The following is an 18,994-nucleotide window of genomic DNA, read 5'->3' on the forward strand; positions in this document are numbered from 1 at the left end:
GGTTTCCGCCACCGGCTCTTTGTCGTCTCTTGACCTGCCCATGCCAAGCACTCACCATGAGCGCCACACCCGCACTCCGTACGTCGCACTGATTCCACCCCCCACACTCCGCCAAGGAGAATTCATGCGACTTCACAGACGCGGCAGGCGCACCGTCACCCTCGCGACCCTGCTCGCGCTCGCCCTCGCCGCCCCGATCACCGCCACCGCCACCCACGCCACGGCGACGGGAGCGAAGGCCCCCGCACCCTCGGCCGACGACATCCGTCAGTACGAGATCCACCAGAGCACCACCCCGGTGACCCGCACCGCCATCCAGCAGACCGGCGTCACCGTGGACGAGGCCGACGAGGAGACCGTCGTCGTCTCGGGCCGCGCCGACCAGGTCGCGAAACTGCGCCGACTCGGCTACGAGGTCTCGCTGTTGGGGTCCGCGCCGAACCGGTCGAGCGGCGCCGGCGACGTCCGCCTCCTCGACTTCCCCTCGGCCGACTCGAAGTACCACAACTACGCCGAGATGAACACGGAGATCGACCAGCGGCTCGCGGCCTACCCGAGCATCATGAGCAAGCGGGTGATCGGGAAGTCGTACCAGGGCCGGGACATCGTCGCCATCAAGGTCAGCGACAACGTGGCCACCGACGAGAACGAGCCCGAGGTCCTCCTCACCTTCCACCAGCACGCCCGAGAGCACCTGACCGTCGAGATGGCGCTGTATCTGCTGCGCGAGCTCGGGGCCGGGTACGGCAGCGACTCCCGGGTCACCGACATGGTGAACAACCGCGAGATCTGGATCGTCCCCGACCTCAACCCGGACGGCGGCGAGTACGACATCGCGACCGGCTCCTACCGCTCGTGGCGCAAGAACCGCCAGCCCAACTCCGGTTCCTCGTACGTCGGTACGGATCTCAACCGCAACTGGAACTACAAGTGGGGCTGCTGCGGCGGCTCCTCCGGCTCCACGTCCTCCGAGACCTACCGCGGCGCCTCCGCCGAGTCCGCGCCCGAGGTGAAGGTCGTCGCCGACTTCGTGCGGAGCCGGGTCGTCGGCGGGAAGCAGCAGATCAAGGCCGGGATCGACTTCCACACGTACAGCGAACTCGTGCTGTGGCCCTTCGGGTACACCACCGCCGACACCGCGACCGGCATGACAGCGGACGACGCCGCCGCGTTCAAAGCCGTCGGCCAGAAGATGGCGGCCAGCAACGGGTACACCCCCGAGCAGTCCAGCGACCTCTACATCACCGACGGGTCGATCGACGACTACCTCTGGGGCAGTCAGAAGATCTTCGACTACACCTTCGAGATGTATCCGACGTCCAGTTCCGGAGGTGGGTTCTACCCGCCCGACGAGGTCATCGAGCGGGAGACCTCACGGAACCGGGACGCGGTGTTGCAGTTGCTGGAGAACGCGGACTGCATGTACCGGTCGATCGGGAAGGCGACGCAGTACTGCAGCTAGGAGCGGGACAGACCGGTCGGTGGGGAACTGCGGGCCGGATGTGGCTGGTCGCGCAGTTCCCCACGCCCCTTACGGGGCAGTTTCGTCCGGGGCCTCCTCGGAATCCTCACCGTCTTCGAAGTAGGCGTCCAGGACCGCGTCCAGCTGGTCCTCCCACTCCTTGAAGCGCGCCCGGGCCGTCGCCTCGATCTCGATCGGGTACCAGCGACGGTCCGGGGTGTGCACCGTGATGGTGAACCGCTTCCCGAAGCGGGGCGACTCCGTCTCGACGGCGCCGATCTCGTCCCAGCGGAACTCGGCCTCCTGGTCGTCCAGACGCAGCCGTACGCCGCCCTGGTCGGCCTTGATCGAGGCGCGCCGGTCGGACGCCTCGAACACCGGCCCGTCCGGGTCCGGTTCGGGCTCGGAGTCCGAGTCGGATTCGGAGGTGGCCTCCTCTTCGGCCTCGGCGGGCGCCTCCTCGGAGACCTCGTCCTCGGGGGCGGCGTCCTCGACAACCGCCTCCTCGGACGCGACCTCTTCGGAGGCGGTCTCTTCGGACTCGGCCTCCTCGACGGCCGCGTCCTTCGGCTCCGCCTTCGCGGGTGACGTGAGCCCGGGGATGTACGCCGGGTTCACCGCGGCGGCGTCCAGGGGCTGGCTCTTCGAACCTATGCGCTGCTCCACAGCGGGCAGTATGGTCGAAGATCCTGTGTCGGACACAGCCAGCCCCCAAGTTGGCAACGCGACCGTTGTACGAAGACGCCCCGTACCTACACGAACAGGCTCACCACCGCCGCCACCGCGAAGCCCGCCACCGACAGCACCGACTCCAGGACCGTCCAGGTCTTGAGGGTGTCCCGTTCGGAGATGCCGAAGTACTTCGCCACCATCCAGAAGCCGCCGTCGTTGACGTGCGAGGCGAAGATGGAGCCCGCCGAGATCGCCATGATGACCAGGGCGACGAAGGCCTGGGAGTGGTCGCCCTCGGTCAGCAGCGGGGCCACGATGCCGGCCGTGGTGACGATGGCGACCGTCGCCGAGCCCTGGGCGACACGCAGGACCAGGGAGATGAGGTAGGCGAGGACGATCACCGGCAGGCCGACGTCGTTGAAGGTGTCGGAGAGTGCCTGGGCGACCCCGCTGCCCTTGAGGACCGCGCCGAAGACCCCGCCCGCGCCGACCACGAGCAGAATGTTGCCGACCGGCTTCAGCGAGGCCGTGGACACCGTCTCCAGCGACTTGCGGGACCAGCCGCGGCGGATGCCGAGCAGGTAGTACGCCAGCAGCAGCGCGATCGTCAGCGCGACGAAGGGGTGGCCGAAGAACTCGATGACCGAGCGGCCCGTGGAGGGGTCGAAGGCGATCGAGGAGAAGGTCGCGAGCAGGATCAGCACCAGCGGCGTACCGATGATGGCCAGGACCGTGCCGAGCGGCACCGGCTTCTCCTGCGGCGCGACCCCGGCGGCCCGCTGCTCCTCGACCAGCGCGGCCCTCGCCTCGTCGGCGGCCTCGGCCATGTCCTGCGGCACGGGGACGAAGATCCGCCTGCCGATCCACGCGGACCAGGCCCAGGCGGCGAGCACGGCGGGGATGCCGCAGACGATGCCCATGAGGATGACCCAGCCGAGCTGCACGTGGAGCAGTCCCGCGGCGGCGACCGGGCCCGGGTGCGGCGGCAGGAACGCGTGGGTCATGGAAAGACCCGCGAGCAGCGGCAGGCAGTAGAGCAGGATCGACTTGCCGCCGCGCTTGGCGGCCGCGTAGACGATCGGTGCGAGGACGAAGATGCCGACGTCGAAGAAGACGGGGATGCCGAAGATGAGGCCGGTGAGGCCCATGGCGAGGGGCGCCCGCTCCTCACCGAAGAGGTTCAGCAGCCGGGACGCCAACACCTCCGCCCCGCCGCTGACTTCGAGGATCGCGCCGAGCATCGTGCCGAGCCCGATGATGATCGCGATGTGGCCGAGGGTGCCGCCCATGCCGGACTCGATGAGGGAGACGGCGTCGGAGCGCTGGACCGTGCCGAAGAGTTCGGTGACGGAGAGACCGGCCGCGAGGCCGACGGCTATGGAGACCGCGAGCAGCGCCACGAAGGGCTGGAGTCTCGCCTTGATGATCAGGACGAGAAGCAGGGCGATACCGAGCGCGGCGACGGTCAGCAGACCGGCGGTGCCGTGGATGAGGGCGATCAGGCCGCCGGTGTGGGGTGGGGCCGGTGGTGCGGTGGTGGCGGCGAGCAGGGGCAGGGGTGAGGACATGAGCGGAGGACCTCTGCAGTCGGGTAAGTGGGGCATGCGGCTTTCGGGCAGGGGGGATCGCGGCACGGCGTCCCATGGGGATGGACGCCGTGCCGTGATGACGTACGGGGTGCGGGAGTTGGAGGGGGGCGCTCAGCCCAGTACGGCGAGCGCGTCGATCTCGATGAGGAGGCCGGCCGGCAGGCCGACGTAGACCGTGGTGCGGGCGGCGGGGGGCGCGGTGAGGCCCTGCTCCTCGAAATAGGTGTTGTAGATCTGGTTCATCTCGGCGAAGTGGTCGACGTCCGTGAGGTAGACGCGGATCATCATCGCGTCGTCCCAGCTCGCGCCGCCCTCTTCGAGGATCGCCTGGACGTTGGCGAGGGTCTGGAGGGTCTGTTCACGCAGAGTGGGACCGGCGGGCGTGGGCGGCTTGCCCTCCTCGGCCGGGAGGAAGCCGACCTGTCCGGCGACCTGGAGGATGTTCCCCTTCTTCACGCCGTGCGAGAACTTCGCCGGCGGCGTGGTGTGGGTCTTGGGGGTGAGGGCGGTCTTCTCGGTCATGGACGTCGGGCACTCTCTTCCTTGGCTGGGGGCTTGCCGGAGTACTCGTGGCTGATGGCGTCGGCGGTCCGGCGCACCAGCGGGAGCAGGGTGAGGAGTTCGTCGGCGGTGACGACGACGTTCGGCGCGGAGACCGACATCGCGGCGACGACGCGTCCGTCGGCGCCGCGGATGGGGGCCGCGACGCAGTTGATGGACTCCTCGTGGCCACCGAGGTCGGTGGCCCAGCCCTGTTCGCGCACCGTGGCCAACTCCTTGAGGAAGGCAGGTGCGTTGGGGGTCGAACGGGCCGTGTACATGGGGTAGTCGAGCTTGTCCGCGACGGCGCGGCGCTCGGGCTCGGGGAGATCGGCGAGGAGGAGTTTGGCGACGGCGGCGACCGTGATGGCGACCGGCTTCCCGATCCGCGAGTACATGCGCACCGGGTAGCGGCTCTCCACCTTGTCGATGTAGAGGACCTCGTTCTCCTCGTACACCGCGAGGTGGACGGTGTGCCCGCAGGTCTCGTTGAGCCGTACGAGGTGGGGGTGCGCGATCTCGCGGACGTCGAGGTTCTCGACGGCCTCCTGGGCGAGGGCGAAGAGGCGGGCGCCGAGGCGGTAGCGCTGGTCGGACTGGCGGTAGACGAGGCCGTGCTCGTGCAGGGTGCGCAGGAGGCGGAGCGCGGTGGACTTGTGGACGCCGAGGCGGTCGGCGACCTGGCCGAGGTCGGCGGGGCCCTCGGCGAGCAGCGGCAAGATGCTCAGCGCTCGGTCGACGGTCTGGCTCATGGGGTACGTACCTCCTCCTGGGCCCGCGTGACGGCTTCGGTCCAGCCGGGGCCGAGTCGAAGTGTCTCCCACGCGTCGTCGTCCAGAGCGGCCAGCCGGTCGGCGTGGTCGCGGGAGGGGGGTACGGCGAGGTCGCCGTGGACGGTGAGGGCGGCGGCGGCCATGAGGTGGCCGTGCCGGAGCCGGTCCCGGGCGGGCAGTGCGCGCAGGGTGGCGGAGAGGAACCCGGCGGCGAAGGCGTCGCCCGCGCCGACGGCCGCCATCACGTCGACGCGCAGGGCGCGTACGAACGTGGTGGTGTCGGGGGCGTCCTGGGCGGCGCCCGCCGTGGCCCTCTCGAACACGGTCGCTCCGTCCCCGCCCCGCTTGACGACGAGGACGGCGGGTTCCGGCAGCGCGTCGCGGATCGCCCGCGCCCCGCGCAGCCCCCAGGCGGCGCGGGCCTCGTCGTCCCCGACGAACACGATGTCCGCGCCGCGCGCGAGGTCGAGCAGGACGCGCGGCCCGTCGGCGTCGCGCCACAACCCGGCGCGGTGGTTGACGTCGAAGGAGACGAGAGGGCGCCTCGCGCGGGGCGCGGTGAGTTCGCGCATCAGGCCGAGACAGTCCTCGGACAGCGCCGCGGTGATGCCGGACAGGTGCAGTACGCGGCCCGACCGCAGGGCGCCCATGTCCACGTTGTCCCTGTTCATCGCGGAGGCGGCGGATCCGGCCCGGTAGTAGGCGACCTCGTGGGCGTCGCTCGCCCGGTCGCCCGCCGTGCGGAAGTAGATGCCCGTCGGGCGCGCGGGATCCCGTCGTACGGCGGAGGTGTCGACGCCGTACGCGGCGATCGCCTCGACGAGGTGGTCGCCGAACCCGTCGGTGCCGACCCGGCCGACCCAGCGCACGGTGTGCCCGGCCGCGGCGAGCACACACGCCACGTTGGACTCGGCTCCGCCGATCCCCCGCTCGAACGACGGCACATCGGCGAGGCGCCCCGGCCGGGTGGGCAGGAACGTGACCATGGACTCGCCGAGCGCGACGACATCCACGACGTCCGGGGCGTCGACAGGTCCGTTGGGGGTCACGATGTCTGGGGCTCCTCGCTCTCGCGGCCGACGGGGACCGGGCGGCACCGTTGACCCTGCGTTGGCTGGGATGTTAGACAGCAGTAAACGACATACGCAATGACCGTTGCACATGATGCAACAGAGTGCAGCGCACTGGAAGGGATGGCCCCATGACCGCCTCCGAAGCCGCCGCCCGTCTGGCGGCGGACCGTCTCGCCACGGACCGCGTCGACCACCGCTTCAAGGGCCTCCCCCCGGACGCCGAGGGTCTGACCGTCGGTGAGCTGGCCGCCCAGCGCCGCGACCTCTTCACCGGCGGCTTCACCACCCCCGTCCTCGCCCTGTCCGCCGAGCGCCTGACGCACAACCTGGAACTGATGGAGACGTACGCCGTCCGCCACGGCCTCGCCTTCGCCCCGCACGGCAAGACGTCGATGGCCCCCCAGCTGTTCTGGCGGCAGATCGAGCACGGCGCCTGGGGCATCACCCTCGCCGTGCCCCACCAGGTGCGCGTGGCGAGGGAATTCGGGATCGAGCGGATCTTCCTCGCGAACGAACTCGTCGACGCGGCGGCGCTGCGCTGGATCGCGTCCGAGCTGGCGGCCGACCCGGACTTCCGCTTCGTCTGTTACGTCGACTCGGTGCGCGGCGTCGAGCTGATGGACGCGGCGCTGCACGGCTCCACCCGTCCGGTGGACGTGGTCGTCGAGCTCGCCGCCGGCGCGGGGGCCCGCACCGGGGTGCGTACGGAGGCGGAGTGCACGGCGGTCGCGGACGCGGTGGCCGCGACGCGGACCCTGCGGCTGGTCGGCGTGGCCGGTTACGAGGGCGAGGTCCCGGGGGCGGACCCCGAGCGTGTGCACGCCTGGCTGCGGCGGCTGACCGCGCTGGCGGTGGACTTCGACAAGGCGGGCCGGTTCGAAGGAGTGGCGGAGATCGTCGTCAGCGCGGGCGGCAGCGCCTGGTTCGACGCCGTCGCGGACGTCTTCTCCGAGCTCCCCGATCTCTCCCTGCCCGTACTGAAACTGCTGCGTTCGGGCGCGTACGTCTCGCACGACGACGGCCACTACCGTCGGCTGACCCCCTTCACCCGGGTCCCCGAGGAGGGCGCGCTGCACCCCGCGTTCCGCCTCTGGGCCCAGGTCGTCTCCCGGCCCTCCCCCGAGCAGGCCTTCGTCAACGCGGGGAAGCGCGACGCGGCGTACGACCTCGATCTGCCCGAGGTCCAGGTGGTGCGGCGGGACGGTGCCGAGCGGCCGGCGACGGGTCTGACGGTGACCGCGCTCTCCGACCAGCACGCGTGGCTGCGCACGGACCCGGAGGCGGATGTCCAGGTCGGGGACTGGGTGGGCCTCGGGCTGTCCCACCCCTGCACGTCCTTCGACAAGTGGCAGCTGATTCCGCTGGTGGAGGCGGACGGCACGGTCGTGGACTACGTCCGTACGTTCTTCTGAGAGGCCGTTGTGACGAATGTTCCTTGGAGGCCCCTGTGATGGATCTCGTCATCCGCGACGCGGAGGTCGTCGACGGCACCGGCGGCCCCTCGTACCGCGCCGACGTGGGCATCGAGGGCGGCAGGATCACCACCGTGCTCAAGGAGGGGGCGGCGGCCGGCTGTCTGCGGCCGGTCGCCCGGCGGGTCCTTGACGCCGAGGGCCTGGCCCTCTCCCCCGGTTTCATCGACATGCACGCCCACAGCGACCTCGCCCTCCTGCGCGACCCGGACCACAGCGCGAAGGCGGCACAGGGGGTGACCCTGGAGGTCATCGGCCAGGACGGGCTGTCGTACGCGCCGGTCGACGACCGCACCCTCGCGGAGGTCCGGTCCACGATCACCGGCTGGAACGGCCCCGGTGACGACATCGACTTCGGCTGGCGTTCGGTGGGCGAGTACCTGGACCGGCTCGACCACGGCTTCGACGGCGCGGGCATCGCGGTGAACGCCGCGTATCTGATCCCGCAGGGCACCGTCCGGATGCTCGCCGTCGGCTGGGACGACCGACCCGCGACGGCGCGGGAGCTGGAGCGGATGCGGCGACTGGTGGCCGACGGGATGCGCGAGGGCGCCGTCGGCATGTCCTCCGGCCTCACCTACACCCCCGGCATGTACGCCCAGGACGCCGAACTCACCGAGCTGTGCCGGGTGGTGGCGGAGTACGGCGGCTACTACTGCCCCCACCACCGCTCGTACGGGGCGGGCGCCCTGGCGGCGTACGAGGAGATGGTGGCCCTCACCCGCGAGGCGGGCTGCCCGCTCCACCTCGCCCACGCCACCATGAACTTCGGCGTCAACGAGGGCAGGGCCCCGGAGCTGCTGGCCCTCCTGGACGACGCCCTCGCCGCGGGCGCGGACATCAGCCTCGACACGTACCCCTACACCCCCGGCTGCACCACGCTCGTGGCGATGCTGCCGAGCTGGGCGAGCGAGGGCGGCCCGGAGGCGATCCTCGCGCGCCTGAAGGACGAGGAGACGGCCGAACGCATCCGGCACCACATGGAGGTGATCGGGGCCGACGGCTGCCACGGCGTGCCCATCGAGTGGGACACGATCGAGATCTCGGGAGTCACCGACCCGGCGCTCGCGTCGTACGTCGGCAGCACGGTCCGGCAGTCCGCCGACCGGCTCGGCGAGAGCCCCTGGACGACCGCCCGCCGTCTCCTCCTCGACGACCGGCTGGGACCGACGATCCTCCAGCACGTCGGCCACGAGGAGAACGTCCGCGCGATCATGCGGCACCGTGTGCACACCGGCGGTTCGGACGGCATCCTGCGCGGCGACAAGCCGCACCCACGCGCGTACGGCACGTTCCCGCAGTATCTGGGGAAGTACGTACGGGAGTTGGGCGTCCTCTCCCTGGAGGAGTGCGTCGCCCATCTCACCGGCCACCCGGCCGCCCGGCTGCGGCTGCCCGACCGCGGCCTGGTCCGCGAGGGGTACCGCGCCGACCTGGTCCTCTTCGACCCGGCCACGGTCGCGGCGGGCTCGACGTTCGAGGACCCGCGCAGACTCCCCACGGGCATCCCGTACGTCCTGATCGACGGCAGGTTCGTGATCGAGGACGGGCGGCGGACGGACGTGCTGGCGGGGCGGGCGGTCCGCCGGACTCCCCGGTGACCGCCCGCCGCCGCACAGAGGTCACGGCTTGGGCAGGGTGCATCCGCTCGCGCTCAGGCTGAGCTTGTTGCCGGTCGTGAAGCAGGCCGGGATCTGGTAGGTCTCCTCGGCGTAGTTGATGCCCGGGTGAATGGTGACGTTGCCGCTCGCGTCGACCTCGCAGGGGTTGTTCACCGTGCAGGTCTCGCCGTCCTCGTTACCCGTGTTGTTGACGGCGACGACCTTGCCGGTGGACTGGTCGATGACCGGCGAGCCCGAGGTGCCGCCGATGGTGTTGCAGGCGGAGGTGTAGCGGATGGAGTCCTTCCAGGTCCAGTCGCCCTCCTTGAGGCGGTACGCGAACCCGTCGATGCTGCAGTTGTAGAGCCGCTTCCAGTAACCGGAGGCGACCGTGATGGCGGTGCCGACGGTCGGGTGCGTGTCCTGCACGGTCAGCGCGCTGATGCCGTACGAGTTCTTGATCGTCGTGTAGGTGCTGGTGAGCTGGTAGATCGTGACGTCCGTGTCGGTCATCGTCGAGTACGCGACCTTGCTGGCCCGCAGGGTCGCCACCCGGGTCCCGGCGGAGTTGAGCAGGCCGAAGGTACGGCTGGACGCCTGGTCGACGATCACTTCACCGGGCTCCGGGAAGCCCGTCTCCAGGCAGTGGCCGTTGGAGAGCACGAGCGCCGGGTCACTGTCCGCGGAGTTGGGGAAGCGGATGACGGAGCCGGAGCAGTTGCTGAGCGCGACGGTCCCGGCGAGGCTGACGGCCTGGAGGGTCGGCGCCGCCGCCTTCGTGTCCGCCTTGACCGCGGACGCGGACGTGGATGCGGATGTGGACGCCGCCGCGGGTGCGGGTGCCGCGACCGCGGGTGCCACGCCCGCCCCGGTGATCACCAGGGCGAAGAGCGCGGCGACGAGAGGCTTTCTCATGTGGGGGTCCCCTCTTGCGACTTGGGCGACCGGAGATCTTCCGGCCACTTCCAGTCTTGTCATGCGCATTGTCAATCGAGGGGGCGGGAGGGACAAGGAGCGGTTTCCGGCCATGAGCATGCCGGAGTGACGGGACGGGGCGTGTCGTATACGCGAGCGAGCCGACGGCTACTTCGGCCGCTTGCTGGCGCCCTGGCCGTGGCCGGGATTGCCGTTGGCGGCGCCGTGGCCCGCGGTCGCGGTGGGGCTGGCGGTGGGGGTGGTGGCGGTAGAGGCAGAGGCGGAGGTCCCTGCCGATGGGGGCCGCGGCGCCGTGGTGGACGGCGCCGCCGAGGTGGACGCGGACGCGCCCGGGGAGGTCCGGTCGGCGTTCGCACCGGAGGCGGCGGGCGAGTCGCCCGGCGCCGTCCCCGCCTCGTCGGCGGCCGAGCCGCTCACGGAAGCCGTCGGCTCCGGGGACGCGGACGCTCCCCGGCCGTCACCGTCGCTCCGCCCCGAGGGCGAGGAGCCCCCGGACGACCCGGAGTCGAACAGCCGCACGAGCACCACGGCGAGGACGACCGCGCACACCACCCCGCCGGCCACCGCCCCCCGCCGCCGCGGGAGCCGCTCCGGGCGGCGGCGCCGCGAGCCGCCACGGCGGCCGGTCCCGGTACGCGCCGCGGCGCCGTCGCCGCCCGTCCCCGCCCCCGACCCGTCGCCGCCCGTCCCCGCCCCCGACCCGTCGTCGATCCTCTCCGCACCCGGCCCGTCGTACGCGTCCTGCCAGCCGTGCGCCGCCGCCGGATCCGCGTACGCCTCGTACACCGGAGGCGCCTCGCCGTCGCCGCTCGGGAGGTACACCCTCGGCTCGGCCTCGTTCTCACCGTTCTGCCAGGACATGGGCGCGGATTCTAAGGACCGCAAGGGCTTACGGCACAACGTAGGGAAGAAAGCGACCCAAAACGCCACGTCTCACGTGGTGGAAAACACCCCCCGCCGAGCGTTACGCGGCCGTAAGCTCACCGTCATGCAGGTGATCCAGTCGACCAAGCTCGCCAACGTCTGTTACGAGATCCGGGGCCCGGTGCTCGAGGAGGCGATGCGGCTGGAAGCGGCGGGTCATCGGATCCTCAAGCTGAACACCGGCAATCCGGCCGCGTTCGGGTTCGAGTGCCCGCCCGAGATCCTGGAGGACATCCTCCGGAACGTGTCGACCGCGCACGGCTACGGCGACGCGAAGGGCCTGCTCGCCGCCCGCCGCGCCGTCGTGATGCACAACCAGACCCTCGGCATCGAGACCGACGTCGAGCATGTCTTCATCGGCAACGGCGTGTCCGAGCTGATCGTGATGGCGATGCAGGGGCTGCTGGACGACGGCGACGAGGTCCTCGTACCGGCGCCGGACTACCCGCTGTGGACCGCCGCCGTGTCCCTGTCCGGCGGCACCGCCGTGCACTACCACTGCGACGAGCAGTCGGACTGGATGCCCGACCTCGCGGACGTGGAGCGCAAGGTCACCGACCGCACCAAGGCGATCGTCATCATCAACCCGAACAACCCGACGGGCGCGGTGTACGACGAGGCGATGCTGCGCGGGCTCACCGACATCGCCCGCCGCCACAACCTCCTGGTCTGCTCGGACGAGATCTACGACAAGATCCTCTACGACGACGCCACGCACACCCCGACCGCCTCGGTCGCGCCCGACCTGCTCACCCTCACCTTCAACGGCATGTCGAAGGCGTACCGGGTGGCGGGCTACCGGGTCGGCTGGATGTCGATCTCCGGCCCCCGCGCGCACGCCGACTCCTACATCGAGGGCCTGACGATCCTCGCGAACATGCGCCTGTGCGCGAACATGCCCGGTCAGCACGGCGTGGTCGCGGCGCTCAGCGGGCGGCAGACCATCAACGACCTGGTGCTGCCCGGCGGCCGGCTGAAGGAACAGCGGGACGTCGCCTACGAGCTGCTGACCCAGATCCCGGGCGTGAGCTGCGTGAAGCCCAAGGGCGCGCTGTATCTCTTCCCGCGACTCGACCCGAAGGTCTTCAAGATCAAGGACGACCGGCAGATGGTCCTCGACCTGCTCCGCCGCGAGAAGATCATGGTCGTCCAGGGGACCGGCTTCAACTGGCCCGAGTCGGACCACTTCCGGGTGGTCACCCTGCCGAGCGTGGGCGATCTGACCGACGCGGTGACCCGGATCGGGAACTTCCTGGACGGCTACAGCCAGCCCTGACACTCACGCTGTGTACGCGACACGACAAGATGTGCGACATGGCTCAACTTTAGACGAAATCCAAGCTAGGATGATTTCCTGAAAGACCACAGGAGGCCGTCCCCATGTACGAACCGATCCGCACCAAGTCGGTCCACACGACGGCCGGCGCCCCCTCCGACTTTCCCCACCGGTCGCGCGAGGAGGAGCTGGACATCCAGCTCGCCGGACACCTCGCGGCGCTCCTCGCGGTGACCGACGAGATCCGCGCGATCGAAGCGTCCGCCGACCTGGACGCGGCGGCCGAGCGGCTCGCCGAGCAGGTGGCGCGGCTGCGGGGAGGAGTGGCGCCGGTCCGCGCGTCGTCGGCCGCCGCCGTGCGCGAGCCGCACGTCGTCGCTCTCCACCAGCGGGCCCACGCCCTCGCCGGCCGCGCCCTCGTCGTCGCCGCGTCCCGCGCGGACACGGCGGGCGCGATCCTGGCCGCCGAGCGCATGGACGCCCACGCCCCGGCCGCCGAACCCCGCGAACTCGCGGCTCGCTGAGAGCCCGCGTCCGAGCCCCCGGGCTCCCCCTGTACGGCCCCGGTCCGCGCGCACCCGCAGCGACGTGCGGACCGGGTGCCACACACCCATCGGTCAGCCGAGGGCAGTGGCCGTCGTCTGCAACCCGAGCGTCGCGAGCAGCGCCAGTTGCTGCGCCGCCTCCGTGCCCGGCGCGGCCGAGCAGATCGTGATCCGCAGGTCCCCGCCCGGCACCGCGAGCGTGTCGCAATCCAGGAGGATCGTCCCCACCTCGGGATGGTGGACCGTCTTGGTGTCGGCCTTGTGGAATCCGACCGCGTGCGAGGCCCACAGCTCACGGAACGGCTCGCTCTCCCGCCGCAGATCCGCGATCAGCGAGCGCAGCCCCCGGTCGTCGGGATAGCGGGCGGTGGCGGACCGAAGATCCGACACCAGGGCCGTGCGCAGCCTCTGCTCCTGCTCCGGGGTGTGCGTGGTGCGGCTGGGCAGACCCGTGAACTGCCGCCACACGTAGTTGCGTTCCCGCCCGCGCCACCCGGACGGGTCCCCCGCCAGCGCGGCCCACAGCGGGTTCCACGAGATGAGGTTGTACGCCGCGTCGTGGACCCCGATCGGGGACTGGCTCAGCTGGTCCAGGAGGCGCTGCACGCTCGGCGGGATGTGCTGCGAGATGTGTCCGGCCGCGGGCGGTGCCTGCCCGGCCAGCCGGTAGAGGTGGTCGCGCTCGGGCTCCGACAGGCGCAGGGCGCGGGCGAGCGCGCCGACCACCTGGTCGGAGGGGGCGGTGGCGCGGCCCTGTTCGAGGCGGGTGACATAGTCCACCGAGAGCCCGGCGAGCTGCGCCAGCTCCTCCCTGCGCAGTCCGGGCGCCCGCCGCGCGCCGCCCCTCGGCAGCCCGGCCTCCTGGGGTGTGCTCCGGTCGCGCCAGTACCGCAGCGCGGTACCGAGCTCTCCGTGCTCGCGATGGTCCCGAGGGTCTCGTTGGCTCACCCCTCCATGGTGCTCCCCCGGCGCCGCCACAGCCTGGTACTGCCAGTCCCCCCGACGCGGAGGGCTCTGTCCGACCGCCCGGGCGGCGCGGACCGCGTCCACGAGGAGGCCACACGTCGACATCCTCATCAACAACGCGCGCATCACCCAACCCGCCAAGCCTGTTGAGGAGTTGACGGGTCCGGACCTGCAACGGGTCTACGACACGAACGTCCTCGGCCCCGTCCGCACCCTGCACGCCTTCCTCCCCCTGCTGCGGAAGGCGGAGCACCCCGTCGTCGTCAACGTCGGCAGCTCCCTTGACTCGATCATCGTCGCCACCGCCGCCGCGGGCGCGGACGCGCCGAGCGGCGCCTTCGTGGAGAACGGAGGCACCCTCCCCTGGTGAGCCCCGCGCCCTCCACCTGGTGACACCCGCAGCAGGAGGCCGCCGTTCCGGTTGCATACCGAGATCGGTCGGACACCCTCCGTTCACCCGGCGCGGCCGGGAATGTTGGGTTCCGGGAGCACTCTCCTCGATGTGAGACGCATCGCGGGAATCGTCCTGGCGGTCCTGTTGATCGGCGGCGTGGTAGCAGCCGTCATCGGGGGCCGCGAAGGTCAGGACAAGGGCACGGCAACGAAGACCGTGCAAGGAGTGATCGGATCGGAGAAGGCGGAGTTCTTCGCCGATCCCGACGTGGTGAAGGCCCTGGCTGCCAAGGGCTTCACCGTGAAGACGGAGACCTCCGGGTCCTGGGCCATGGACGGCCTGGACCTCAAGGGGTACGACTTCGCCTTCCCCTCCAGCCAGGCCCCGGCCGACGAGCTGGCCGCCAAGTACCACGTACGGCAGCCGCTGCCGCGCCCGTTCTACTCGCCCCTCGTGGTCGTCGCGCACCGCAGCGCCGCCGAGGTTCTGGCGGCGAACGGGCTCGCGACCGTCGGCAAGGGCACCGGCACGCTCAGGATGGCCGCGTACCTCAAGGCCGCCGGGCGGGACCGGACCTGGCAGCAGCTCAAGGGGGCTGCGGCGCACGGCGAGTTGACCGGCACGCTCTTCATCGCCAGCACCGATCCGGACACCTCCAACTCCGGCGCGCTCTACCTCGCCGCCGCCTCGTACGTCGCCGACGGCGGCCGGGTCGCGTCCAGCGCCGCCGCCGTCGGGCGCACCGCGCCCCTCATGCACAAGCTCGTCAGCGTGCAGGGCGCCCAGCAGTCCAGCACGGACGCGGCGTTCCGTGACTTCATCAGCGGGGCCGGGAACCCGCTCGTGCTCGTGTACGAGTCGCAGGTCGCCGCGCTGCTCAACCAGGGCCAGGACGTCGGTGACCTCACCGTCCTCTACCCGGACACCACGGCGAACAGCGACCACACCGTCGTACCCCTCACTCCCGAGGGCCGCGCGCTCGGTGAGCTCCTCAGCAGTGACCCGACCCTGCGCAGGCTCGCCGTCAAGCACGGGTTCCGGCCGCAGGGCGCGACCGGGGAGTTCACGGCGGCCACCGCCGCCCACGCCACCTATCTCAACCAGAAGCTGACCGGCGTCCGGCAGGCGCCCGTGCCCGCCTACAAGGTGCTGCACGAGATGGCGCGCCGGGCCGGGAACTAGGGGGGAAAAGCAAGTGACGACCGAAGACACCTTCACCCTCACACCGCCCGAGGCCGTCGCGCCCGTGCCCCGTGAGAAGGCGGGCGGGCTGGTGCCCGTCGACCCGTCCGTGCAGGACGAGATGGCGCGCCGGGCCGCCGAGTACGTCGGCTCTCTCGCCGCCCTCGACGCCCGCTCGCCCGAGTTCGCGGGCAAGGTCGGGGAGATCGCGGGCCTCGGCGCGAGCGAGATGCGGGGCGCCGCCGCGCAGTCCAACCGCATGCTGGAGCGCACCCTGCGCAGCCTGCCCGACAAGGGCGGGGACGCCCAGTCGCACGTGGCGGGCTCGCTGGTCGAACTCCGCCGTGTGGTCGAGGACCTGGACCCGCGGGACCTGCCCGCGAGCAAGGGCCGGAAGTTCCTGTCCAAGCTGCCCGGCAGCAACAAGCTGCGTGACCACGTCGCCAAGTACGCCTCCTCGCAGGCCACCCTGAACAAGATCGTGGGCTCGCTGCGCGGCGGCCAGGACGAACTGCGCCGCGACAACGCCGCGTTGCAGACCGAGCGCGTCCGGCTCTGGGAGACGATGGGCAAGCTCCAGGAGTACGTCGTCCTCACCCGGGCCCTGGACACGGCGGTCGAGGAGCACATCGCCGCCGCCGAGGCCGTGGACCCCGCGCAGGCCGACACCCTGCGCGCCGACGTCCTCTTCCCCGTCCGGCAGAAGCACCAGGACCTGCTGACCCAGCTCGCGGTGTGCGCGCAGGGCTATCTGGCCATGGACGTGGTCCGGCGCAACAACGACGAGCTCATCAAGGGCGTCGACCGCGCCGCCACCACCACGGTGTCCGCACTGCGCATCTCCGTGATGCTGGCCTCCGCCCTCGAGAACCAGCGCAAGGTCGTCGACCAGGTCAACGCCCTGCGCGGCACGACCGAGGACCTGATCCGCGGCAACGCCGAGATGCTCGCCACCCAGAGCGGGGAGATCCAGCGCATCGCCGCCGACCCGGCCGTCGGCGCGGAGACCCTGCGCACCGCCTTCCAGCAGATCTACCGCACCCTCGACGCCATCGACACGTACAAGGTCCGGGCGACCGAGTCGATGGCCGCGACCGTCGAGTCCCTCGCATCCGAACTCCAGTACGCGAACGCCTACTTGGAGCGCAGCCGCTCGCAGGGCGCCCTGGAAGGGGGCTCCGCGTGAGACGTCGTACGGCCTACGCCGTCGTGTCCCTGCTCGCCGTCACGGCCACCGCCGCGGTCACCGGCTGCACGGCGCAGGACCAGAAGCAGCGGTCCGACAGCAACGCCCCCGAGCCCGGCACCCTGCGCGTCCTCGCCTCCAGCGAGCTGAGCGACATGGCGCCGATCCTCGAACAGGTCCGCAAGGACACCGGTATCAAGGTCCGCCCCACCTACATGGGCACCCTCTCCGCCGTCGACCTGCTCGCGAAGGGCAAGGTGGACGGCGCGTACGACGCGCTGTGGCTGTCCTCCGACGACTATCTGCGGCTGCGCCCCGAAGCGGCGAAGAAGGTCGTCTCCCAGACGCCGATCATGTCGAGCTCGGTGGCGATCGGGGTGAAGCCGGCGACCGTGAGCGCGCTGGGCTGGAAGCCCGAGGACGTCACCTGGTCGCAGGTCGACAAGGCCGTCGCGGACGGGAAGCTGACATACGGCATGACCGATCCGGCCCGCTCCAACTCCGGTTTCTCCACGCTGATCTCGGTGGCCTCGGGCCTGTCCGGGGCGCAGTCGGCGCTCACGGACGCGGACGTGGCGAAGGCGACCCCGCGGCTGAAGGAGTTCTTCAAGGGGCAGAAGCTGACGTCGGGGTCCTCGGGCTGGCTGGCGACGGCGTACGAGCGGCGCGGCACCGTGGACGCCCTGCTCAACTACGAGTCGATCCTCAAGGGCATGAAGGGGCTGACGGTCATCCGCCCGCGCGACGGCGTGGTGACCGCCGACTACCCGCTCTCCTCGCTCGCCTCCTCCAGCAAGGACACCCGCGAGAGTGTCCGCCGCCTCACCGAGGCGCTGCGCGCTCCGGCCGTCCAGCGGGAGATCACGCAGCAGACGCGGCGCCGCCCGGTCGTCGCCTCCGTCGCCCCGGCGGCCGGCCTCGACACCGGCCGACGGCGTGAACTCGCCTTCCCCGGCAGCCGGTCCGTCGCCGACCGCCTCCTGGACTCCTACGAGAACAAGCTCCGTCGGCCCTCCCGGACCGTGTACGTCCTCGACACCTCCGGCTCGATGGGCGGCGGTCGGCTCGCCCGGCTGAAGAAGGCGCTCACCGGACTGACGGGCGACTTCCGCGACCGCGAGGAGGTGACGCTGATGCCGTTCGGCTCGAAGGTCAAGAGCGTCCACACGCACGTGGTGCGGCCCGAGGACCCGGGGGCCGGTCTCGACGGCATCCGCAAGGACGCCGAGGCCCTCAGCGCCTCCGGCAACACCGCGATCTACACGTCGCTGGAGAAGGCGTACGAGCATCTGGGCGCGGGCGGCGACACGTTCACGTCGATCGTGCTGATGACGGACGGCGAGAACACGAGCGGCGCCGACCCCGAGGACTTCGACGGCTTCTACGGCCGGCTGCCGGACGGGCAGAAGGAGATCCCGGTCTTCCCGATCCTGTTCGGCGACTCCGACCGGGGCGAGCTCCAGCACATCGCCGACCTGACCGGCGGCCGCCTCTTCGACGCCCGCAAGGGTTCGCTCGACGGCGCATTCGAGGAGATCCGTGGCTACCAATAAGAACCCCCTGAGGTATCTGGAGTCCCGCAAGAACCTCACCGGCAGTGCCTGCGGGCTCGTCGGTCTGGCCCTCACCTTCGCGGGGGTCGCGGGCCCGTACTGGCCGGTCGTCGTCGCGGGGCTGTACGGGGCGGGCGCCCTGATCGCCCCGCCGGAGCGCCCTCCGCTGCCGGACTTCCCGGACCCCTCAGCCCAACTGGATGAGCTACGTGGCGACTTCGGCCGCCTGCGGGAGTATCTGGACGGTGTGGAACTGCCCCCGGCGGCGGCGGGCCGGCTCACCGAACTGACCGAGCTCCTGACCGCGCTGCTGGATCCCGGCTGGGTCGCCGAGGTGCTCGCGCAGGACCCGGAGGGCGTGCACGCGCTGTCCCGTGCCGTACGGCAGGACATTCCCGAGGCCGTCGACACCTTCGTACGGACACGGTGGTGGACCCGGCTGACGCCCGGCACCGAACCGCCGGAACGCCACCTGGAGCGCCAGCTCACCCTGCTGCACGAGGAGGGGGACCGGCTCGCGGCGGCTCTGCGGGAGGTCGAGGCCCGGCGCCAGGAGTCGCACACGCGCTATCTGGAGGACCGCGGCCGCTCGCGGTGAGCCGTCATCGGCCCTGGGCCAGGCCGGTTCGGGCGGCTGGGAGGCGTTGGTGGGGCGGGCGGCGAACGGGGAAAATGCGTGACCTCGGGGGGTGCTCGCCGGATGCGGTGACGGGATCTTCGGGTGGCGCCGGGCGGGGGTGAGGGATCGGCGGGCCGAGGAAAGTCGCGCTGGGCCGGGACGACCACCAGGGCGTCGCACGACCCGTGGGCATTGGCTCGCTGCGGCCGGCCTGAGCGGGAAGTCGACGTC

General features: G+C 71.2%; 18 protein-coding genes. 10 read left to right on the forward strand and 8 right to left on the reverse strand.

Annotation, left to right across the window (positions count from 1 at the left end):
• Nucleotides 1-124: 124 nt before the first annotated feature.
• On the forward strand, nucleotides 125-1,462 hold the full coding sequence (locus SMIR_RS12710) for a M14 family metallopeptidase (protein ID WP_168495099.1): 1,338 nt from the start codon (nucleotides 125-127) through the stop codon (nucleotides 1,460-1,462).
• Nucleotides 1,463-1,531: 69 nt separating this feature from the next.
• Here the strand turns inward: SMIR_RS12710 and SMIR_RS12715 are convergent, their stop codons facing one another.
• From SMIR_RS12715 to SMIR_RS12735, 5 genes are all read right to left on the reverse strand, one after another.
• Nucleotides 1,532-2,128 carry a hypothetical protein gene (locus tag SMIR_RS12715; RefSeq protein ID WP_212727020.1) on the reverse strand — a complete coding sequence of 199 codons (597 nt, stop codon included), beginning with the start codon at nucleotides 2,126-2,128 and terminating at the stop codon, nucleotides 1,532-1,534.
• 86 nt (nucleotides 2,129-2,214) lie between these two features.
• Nucleotides 2,215-3,702, reverse strand: a complete 1,488-nt coding sequence (locus SMIR_RS12720) for a GntP family permease (RefSeq protein WP_168495095.1) — start codon at nucleotides 3,700-3,702, stop codon at nucleotides 2,215-2,217.
• 132 nt (nucleotides 3,703-3,834) lie between these two features.
• Nucleotides 3,835-4,245 carry a RidA family protein gene (locus SMIR_RS12725; protein ID WP_054234976.1) on the reverse strand — a complete coding sequence of 137 codons (411 nt, stop codon included), beginning with the start codon at nucleotides 4,243-4,245 and terminating at the stop codon, nucleotides 3,835-3,837.
• Entirely contained in the window at nucleotides 4,242-5,015 is a 774-nt protein-coding gene (locus tag SMIR_RS12730; RefSeq protein WP_168495093.1) for an IclR family transcriptional regulator, read from the reverse strand. Before SMIR_RS12730 ends, SMIR_RS12725 begins: the two co-directional genes overlap by 4 nt.
• Entirely contained in the window at nucleotides 5,012-6,085 is a 1,074-nt protein-coding gene (locus SMIR_RS12735) for a sugar kinase (protein ID WP_212727021.1), read from the reverse strand. The genes SMIR_RS12730 and SMIR_RS12735 overlap by 4 nt, the downstream gene beginning before the upstream one ends.
• Nucleotides 6,086-6,237: 152 nt before the next feature.
• Between SMIR_RS12735 and SMIR_RS12740 the strand changes: the two genes are divergently transcribed.
• Complete coding sequence (locus SMIR_RS12740) at nucleotides 6,238-7,521, forward strand: amino acid deaminase (RefSeq protein WP_168495091.1); 1,284 nt, start codon at nucleotides 6,238-6,240, stop codon at nucleotides 7,519-7,521.
• Nucleotides 7,522-7,559: 38 nt separating this feature from the next.
• Nucleotides 7,560-9,182, forward strand: a complete 1,623-nt coding sequence (locus SMIR_RS12745) for an N-acyl-D-amino-acid deacylase family protein (protein WP_168495089.1) — start codon at nucleotides 7,560-7,562, stop codon at nucleotides 9,180-9,182.
• A gap of 21 nt (nucleotides 9,183-9,203) precedes the next feature.
• On the opposite strand, the gene SMIR_RS12750 is transcribed toward SMIR_RS12745, so the two are convergent.
• Both SMIR_RS12750 and SMIR_RS12755 read right to left on the reverse strand, forming a co-directional pair.
• Nucleotides 9,204-10,097 (reverse strand): S1 family peptidase, encoded by an 894-nt coding sequence (locus SMIR_RS12750; protein WP_168495087.1) that lies wholly within the window; start codon nucleotides 10,095-10,097, stop codon nucleotides 9,204-9,206.
• A gap of 168 nt (nucleotides 10,098-10,265) precedes the next feature.
• On the reverse strand, nucleotides 10,266-10,979 hold the full coding sequence (locus SMIR_RS12755; RefSeq protein WP_168495085.1) for a hypothetical protein: 714 nt from the start codon (nucleotides 10,977-10,979) through the stop codon (nucleotides 10,266-10,268).
• Nucleotides 10,980-11,106: 127 nt separating this feature from the next.
• On the opposite strand from SMIR_RS12755, the gene SMIR_RS12760 reads away from it, so the two are divergent.
• The gene (locus SMIR_RS12760) at nucleotides 11,107-12,318 is read left to right on the forward strand and encodes a pyridoxal phosphate-dependent aminotransferase (RefSeq protein WP_168495083.1); all 1,212 of its coding nucleotides are present in this window, start codon (nucleotides 11,107-11,109) and stop codon (nucleotides 12,316-12,318) included.
• Between the two features lie 104 nt (nucleotides 12,319-12,422).
• Nucleotides 12,423-12,842, forward strand: coding sequence for an SCO4983 family protein (locus SMIR_RS12765; RefSeq protein WP_168495081.1), 420 nt, complete (start codon nucleotides 12,423-12,425; stop codon nucleotides 12,840-12,842).
• A 93-nt stretch (nucleotides 12,843-12,935) separates the two neighbouring features.
• Here the strand turns inward: SMIR_RS12765 and SMIR_RS12770 are convergent, their stop codons facing one another.
• Nucleotides 12,936-13,811 (reverse strand): helix-turn-helix transcriptional regulator, encoded by an 876-nt coding sequence (locus SMIR_RS12770; RefSeq protein WP_248003102.1) that lies wholly within the window; start codon nucleotides 13,809-13,811, stop codon nucleotides 12,936-12,938.
• On the opposite strand from SMIR_RS12770, the gene SMIR_RS43455 reads away from it, so the two are divergent.
• The 5 genes from SMIR_RS43455 to SMIR_RS12795 all read left to right on the forward strand — a co-directional run bounded on the left by SMIR_RS43455 (nucleotide 13,732) and on the right by SMIR_RS12795 (nucleotide 18,742).
• Entirely contained in the window at nucleotides 13,732-14,199 is a 468-nt protein-coding gene (locus SMIR_RS43455) for an SDR family NAD(P)-dependent oxidoreductase (protein ID WP_248003101.1), read from the forward strand. The genes SMIR_RS12770 and SMIR_RS43455 overlap by 80 nt on opposite strands.
• 132 nt (nucleotides 14,200-14,331) lie before the next feature.
• A complete protein-coding gene (locus SMIR_RS12780; protein WP_249938417.1) occupies nucleotides 14,332-15,405 on the forward strand; it encodes a substrate-binding domain-containing protein in 1,074 nt (357 codons plus the stop codon).
• A 13-nt stretch (nucleotides 15,406-15,418) separates the two neighbouring features.
• Complete coding sequence (locus SMIR_RS12785) at nucleotides 15,419-16,591, forward strand: toxic anion resistance protein (protein WP_168495075.1); 1,173 nt, start codon at nucleotides 15,419-15,421, stop codon at nucleotides 16,589-16,591.
• A complete protein-coding gene (locus SMIR_RS12790; protein ID WP_211118796.1) occupies nucleotides 16,588-18,144 on the forward strand; it encodes a vWA domain-containing protein in 1,557 nt (518 codons plus the stop codon). The genes SMIR_RS12785 and SMIR_RS12790 overlap by 4 nt, the downstream gene beginning before the upstream one ends.
• Complete coding sequence (locus SMIR_RS12795) at nucleotides 18,131-18,742, forward strand: hypothetical protein (protein WP_248003100.1); 612 nt, start codon at nucleotides 18,131-18,133, stop codon at nucleotides 18,740-18,742. The genes SMIR_RS12790 and SMIR_RS12795 overlap by 14 nt, the downstream gene beginning before the upstream one ends.
• Nucleotides 18,743-18,994 lie beyond the last annotated feature (252 nt).

The organism is Streptomyces mirabilis (assembly GCF_018310535.1).
In the GTDB taxonomy this organism is placed as follows: Bacteria; Actinomycetota; Actinomycetes; order Streptomycetales; family Streptomycetaceae; genus Streptomyces.

Bases quoted from the DNA above. Each gene is read 5' to 3' on its own strand.
- SMIR_RS12710 (WP_168495099.1), top strand. From the start codon at position 125: ATGCGACTTCACAGACGCGGCAGGCGCACCGTCACCCTCGCGACCCTG.
- SMIR_RS12720 (WP_168495095.1), bottom strand. From the start codon at position 3,702: ATGTCCTCACCCCTGCCCCTGCTCGCCGCCACCACCGCACCACCGGCC.
- SMIR_RS12725 (WP_054234976.1), bottom strand. From the start codon at position 4,245: ATGACCGAGAAGACCGCCCTCACCCCCAAGACCCACACCACGCCGCCG.
- SMIR_RS12730 (WP_168495093.1), bottom strand. From the start codon at position 5,015: ATGAGCCAGACCGTCGACCGAGCGCTGAGCATCTTGCCGCTGCTCGCC.
- SMIR_RS12740 (WP_168495091.1), top strand. From the start codon at position 6,238: ATGACCGCCTCCGAAGCCGCCGCCCGTCTGGCGGCGGACCGTCTCGCC.
- SMIR_RS12745 (WP_168495089.1), top strand. From the start codon at position 7,560: ATGGATCTCGTCATCCGCGACGCGGAGGTCGTCGACGGCACCGGCGGC.
- SMIR_RS12750 (WP_168495087.1), bottom strand. From the start codon at position 10,097: ATGAGAAAGCCTCTCGTCGCCGCGCTCTTCGCCCTGGTGATCACCGGG.
- SMIR_RS12755 (WP_168495085.1), bottom strand. From the start codon at position 10,979: ATGTCCTGGCAGAACGGTGAGAACGAGGCCGAGCCGAGGGTGTACCTC.
- SMIR_RS12760 (WP_168495083.1), top strand. From the start codon at position 11,107: ATGCAGGTGATCCAGTCGACCAAGCTCGCCAACGTCTGTTACGAGATC.
- SMIR_RS12765 (WP_168495081.1), top strand. From the start codon at position 12,423: ATGTACGAACCGATCCGCACCAAGTCGGTCCACACGACGGCCGGCGCC.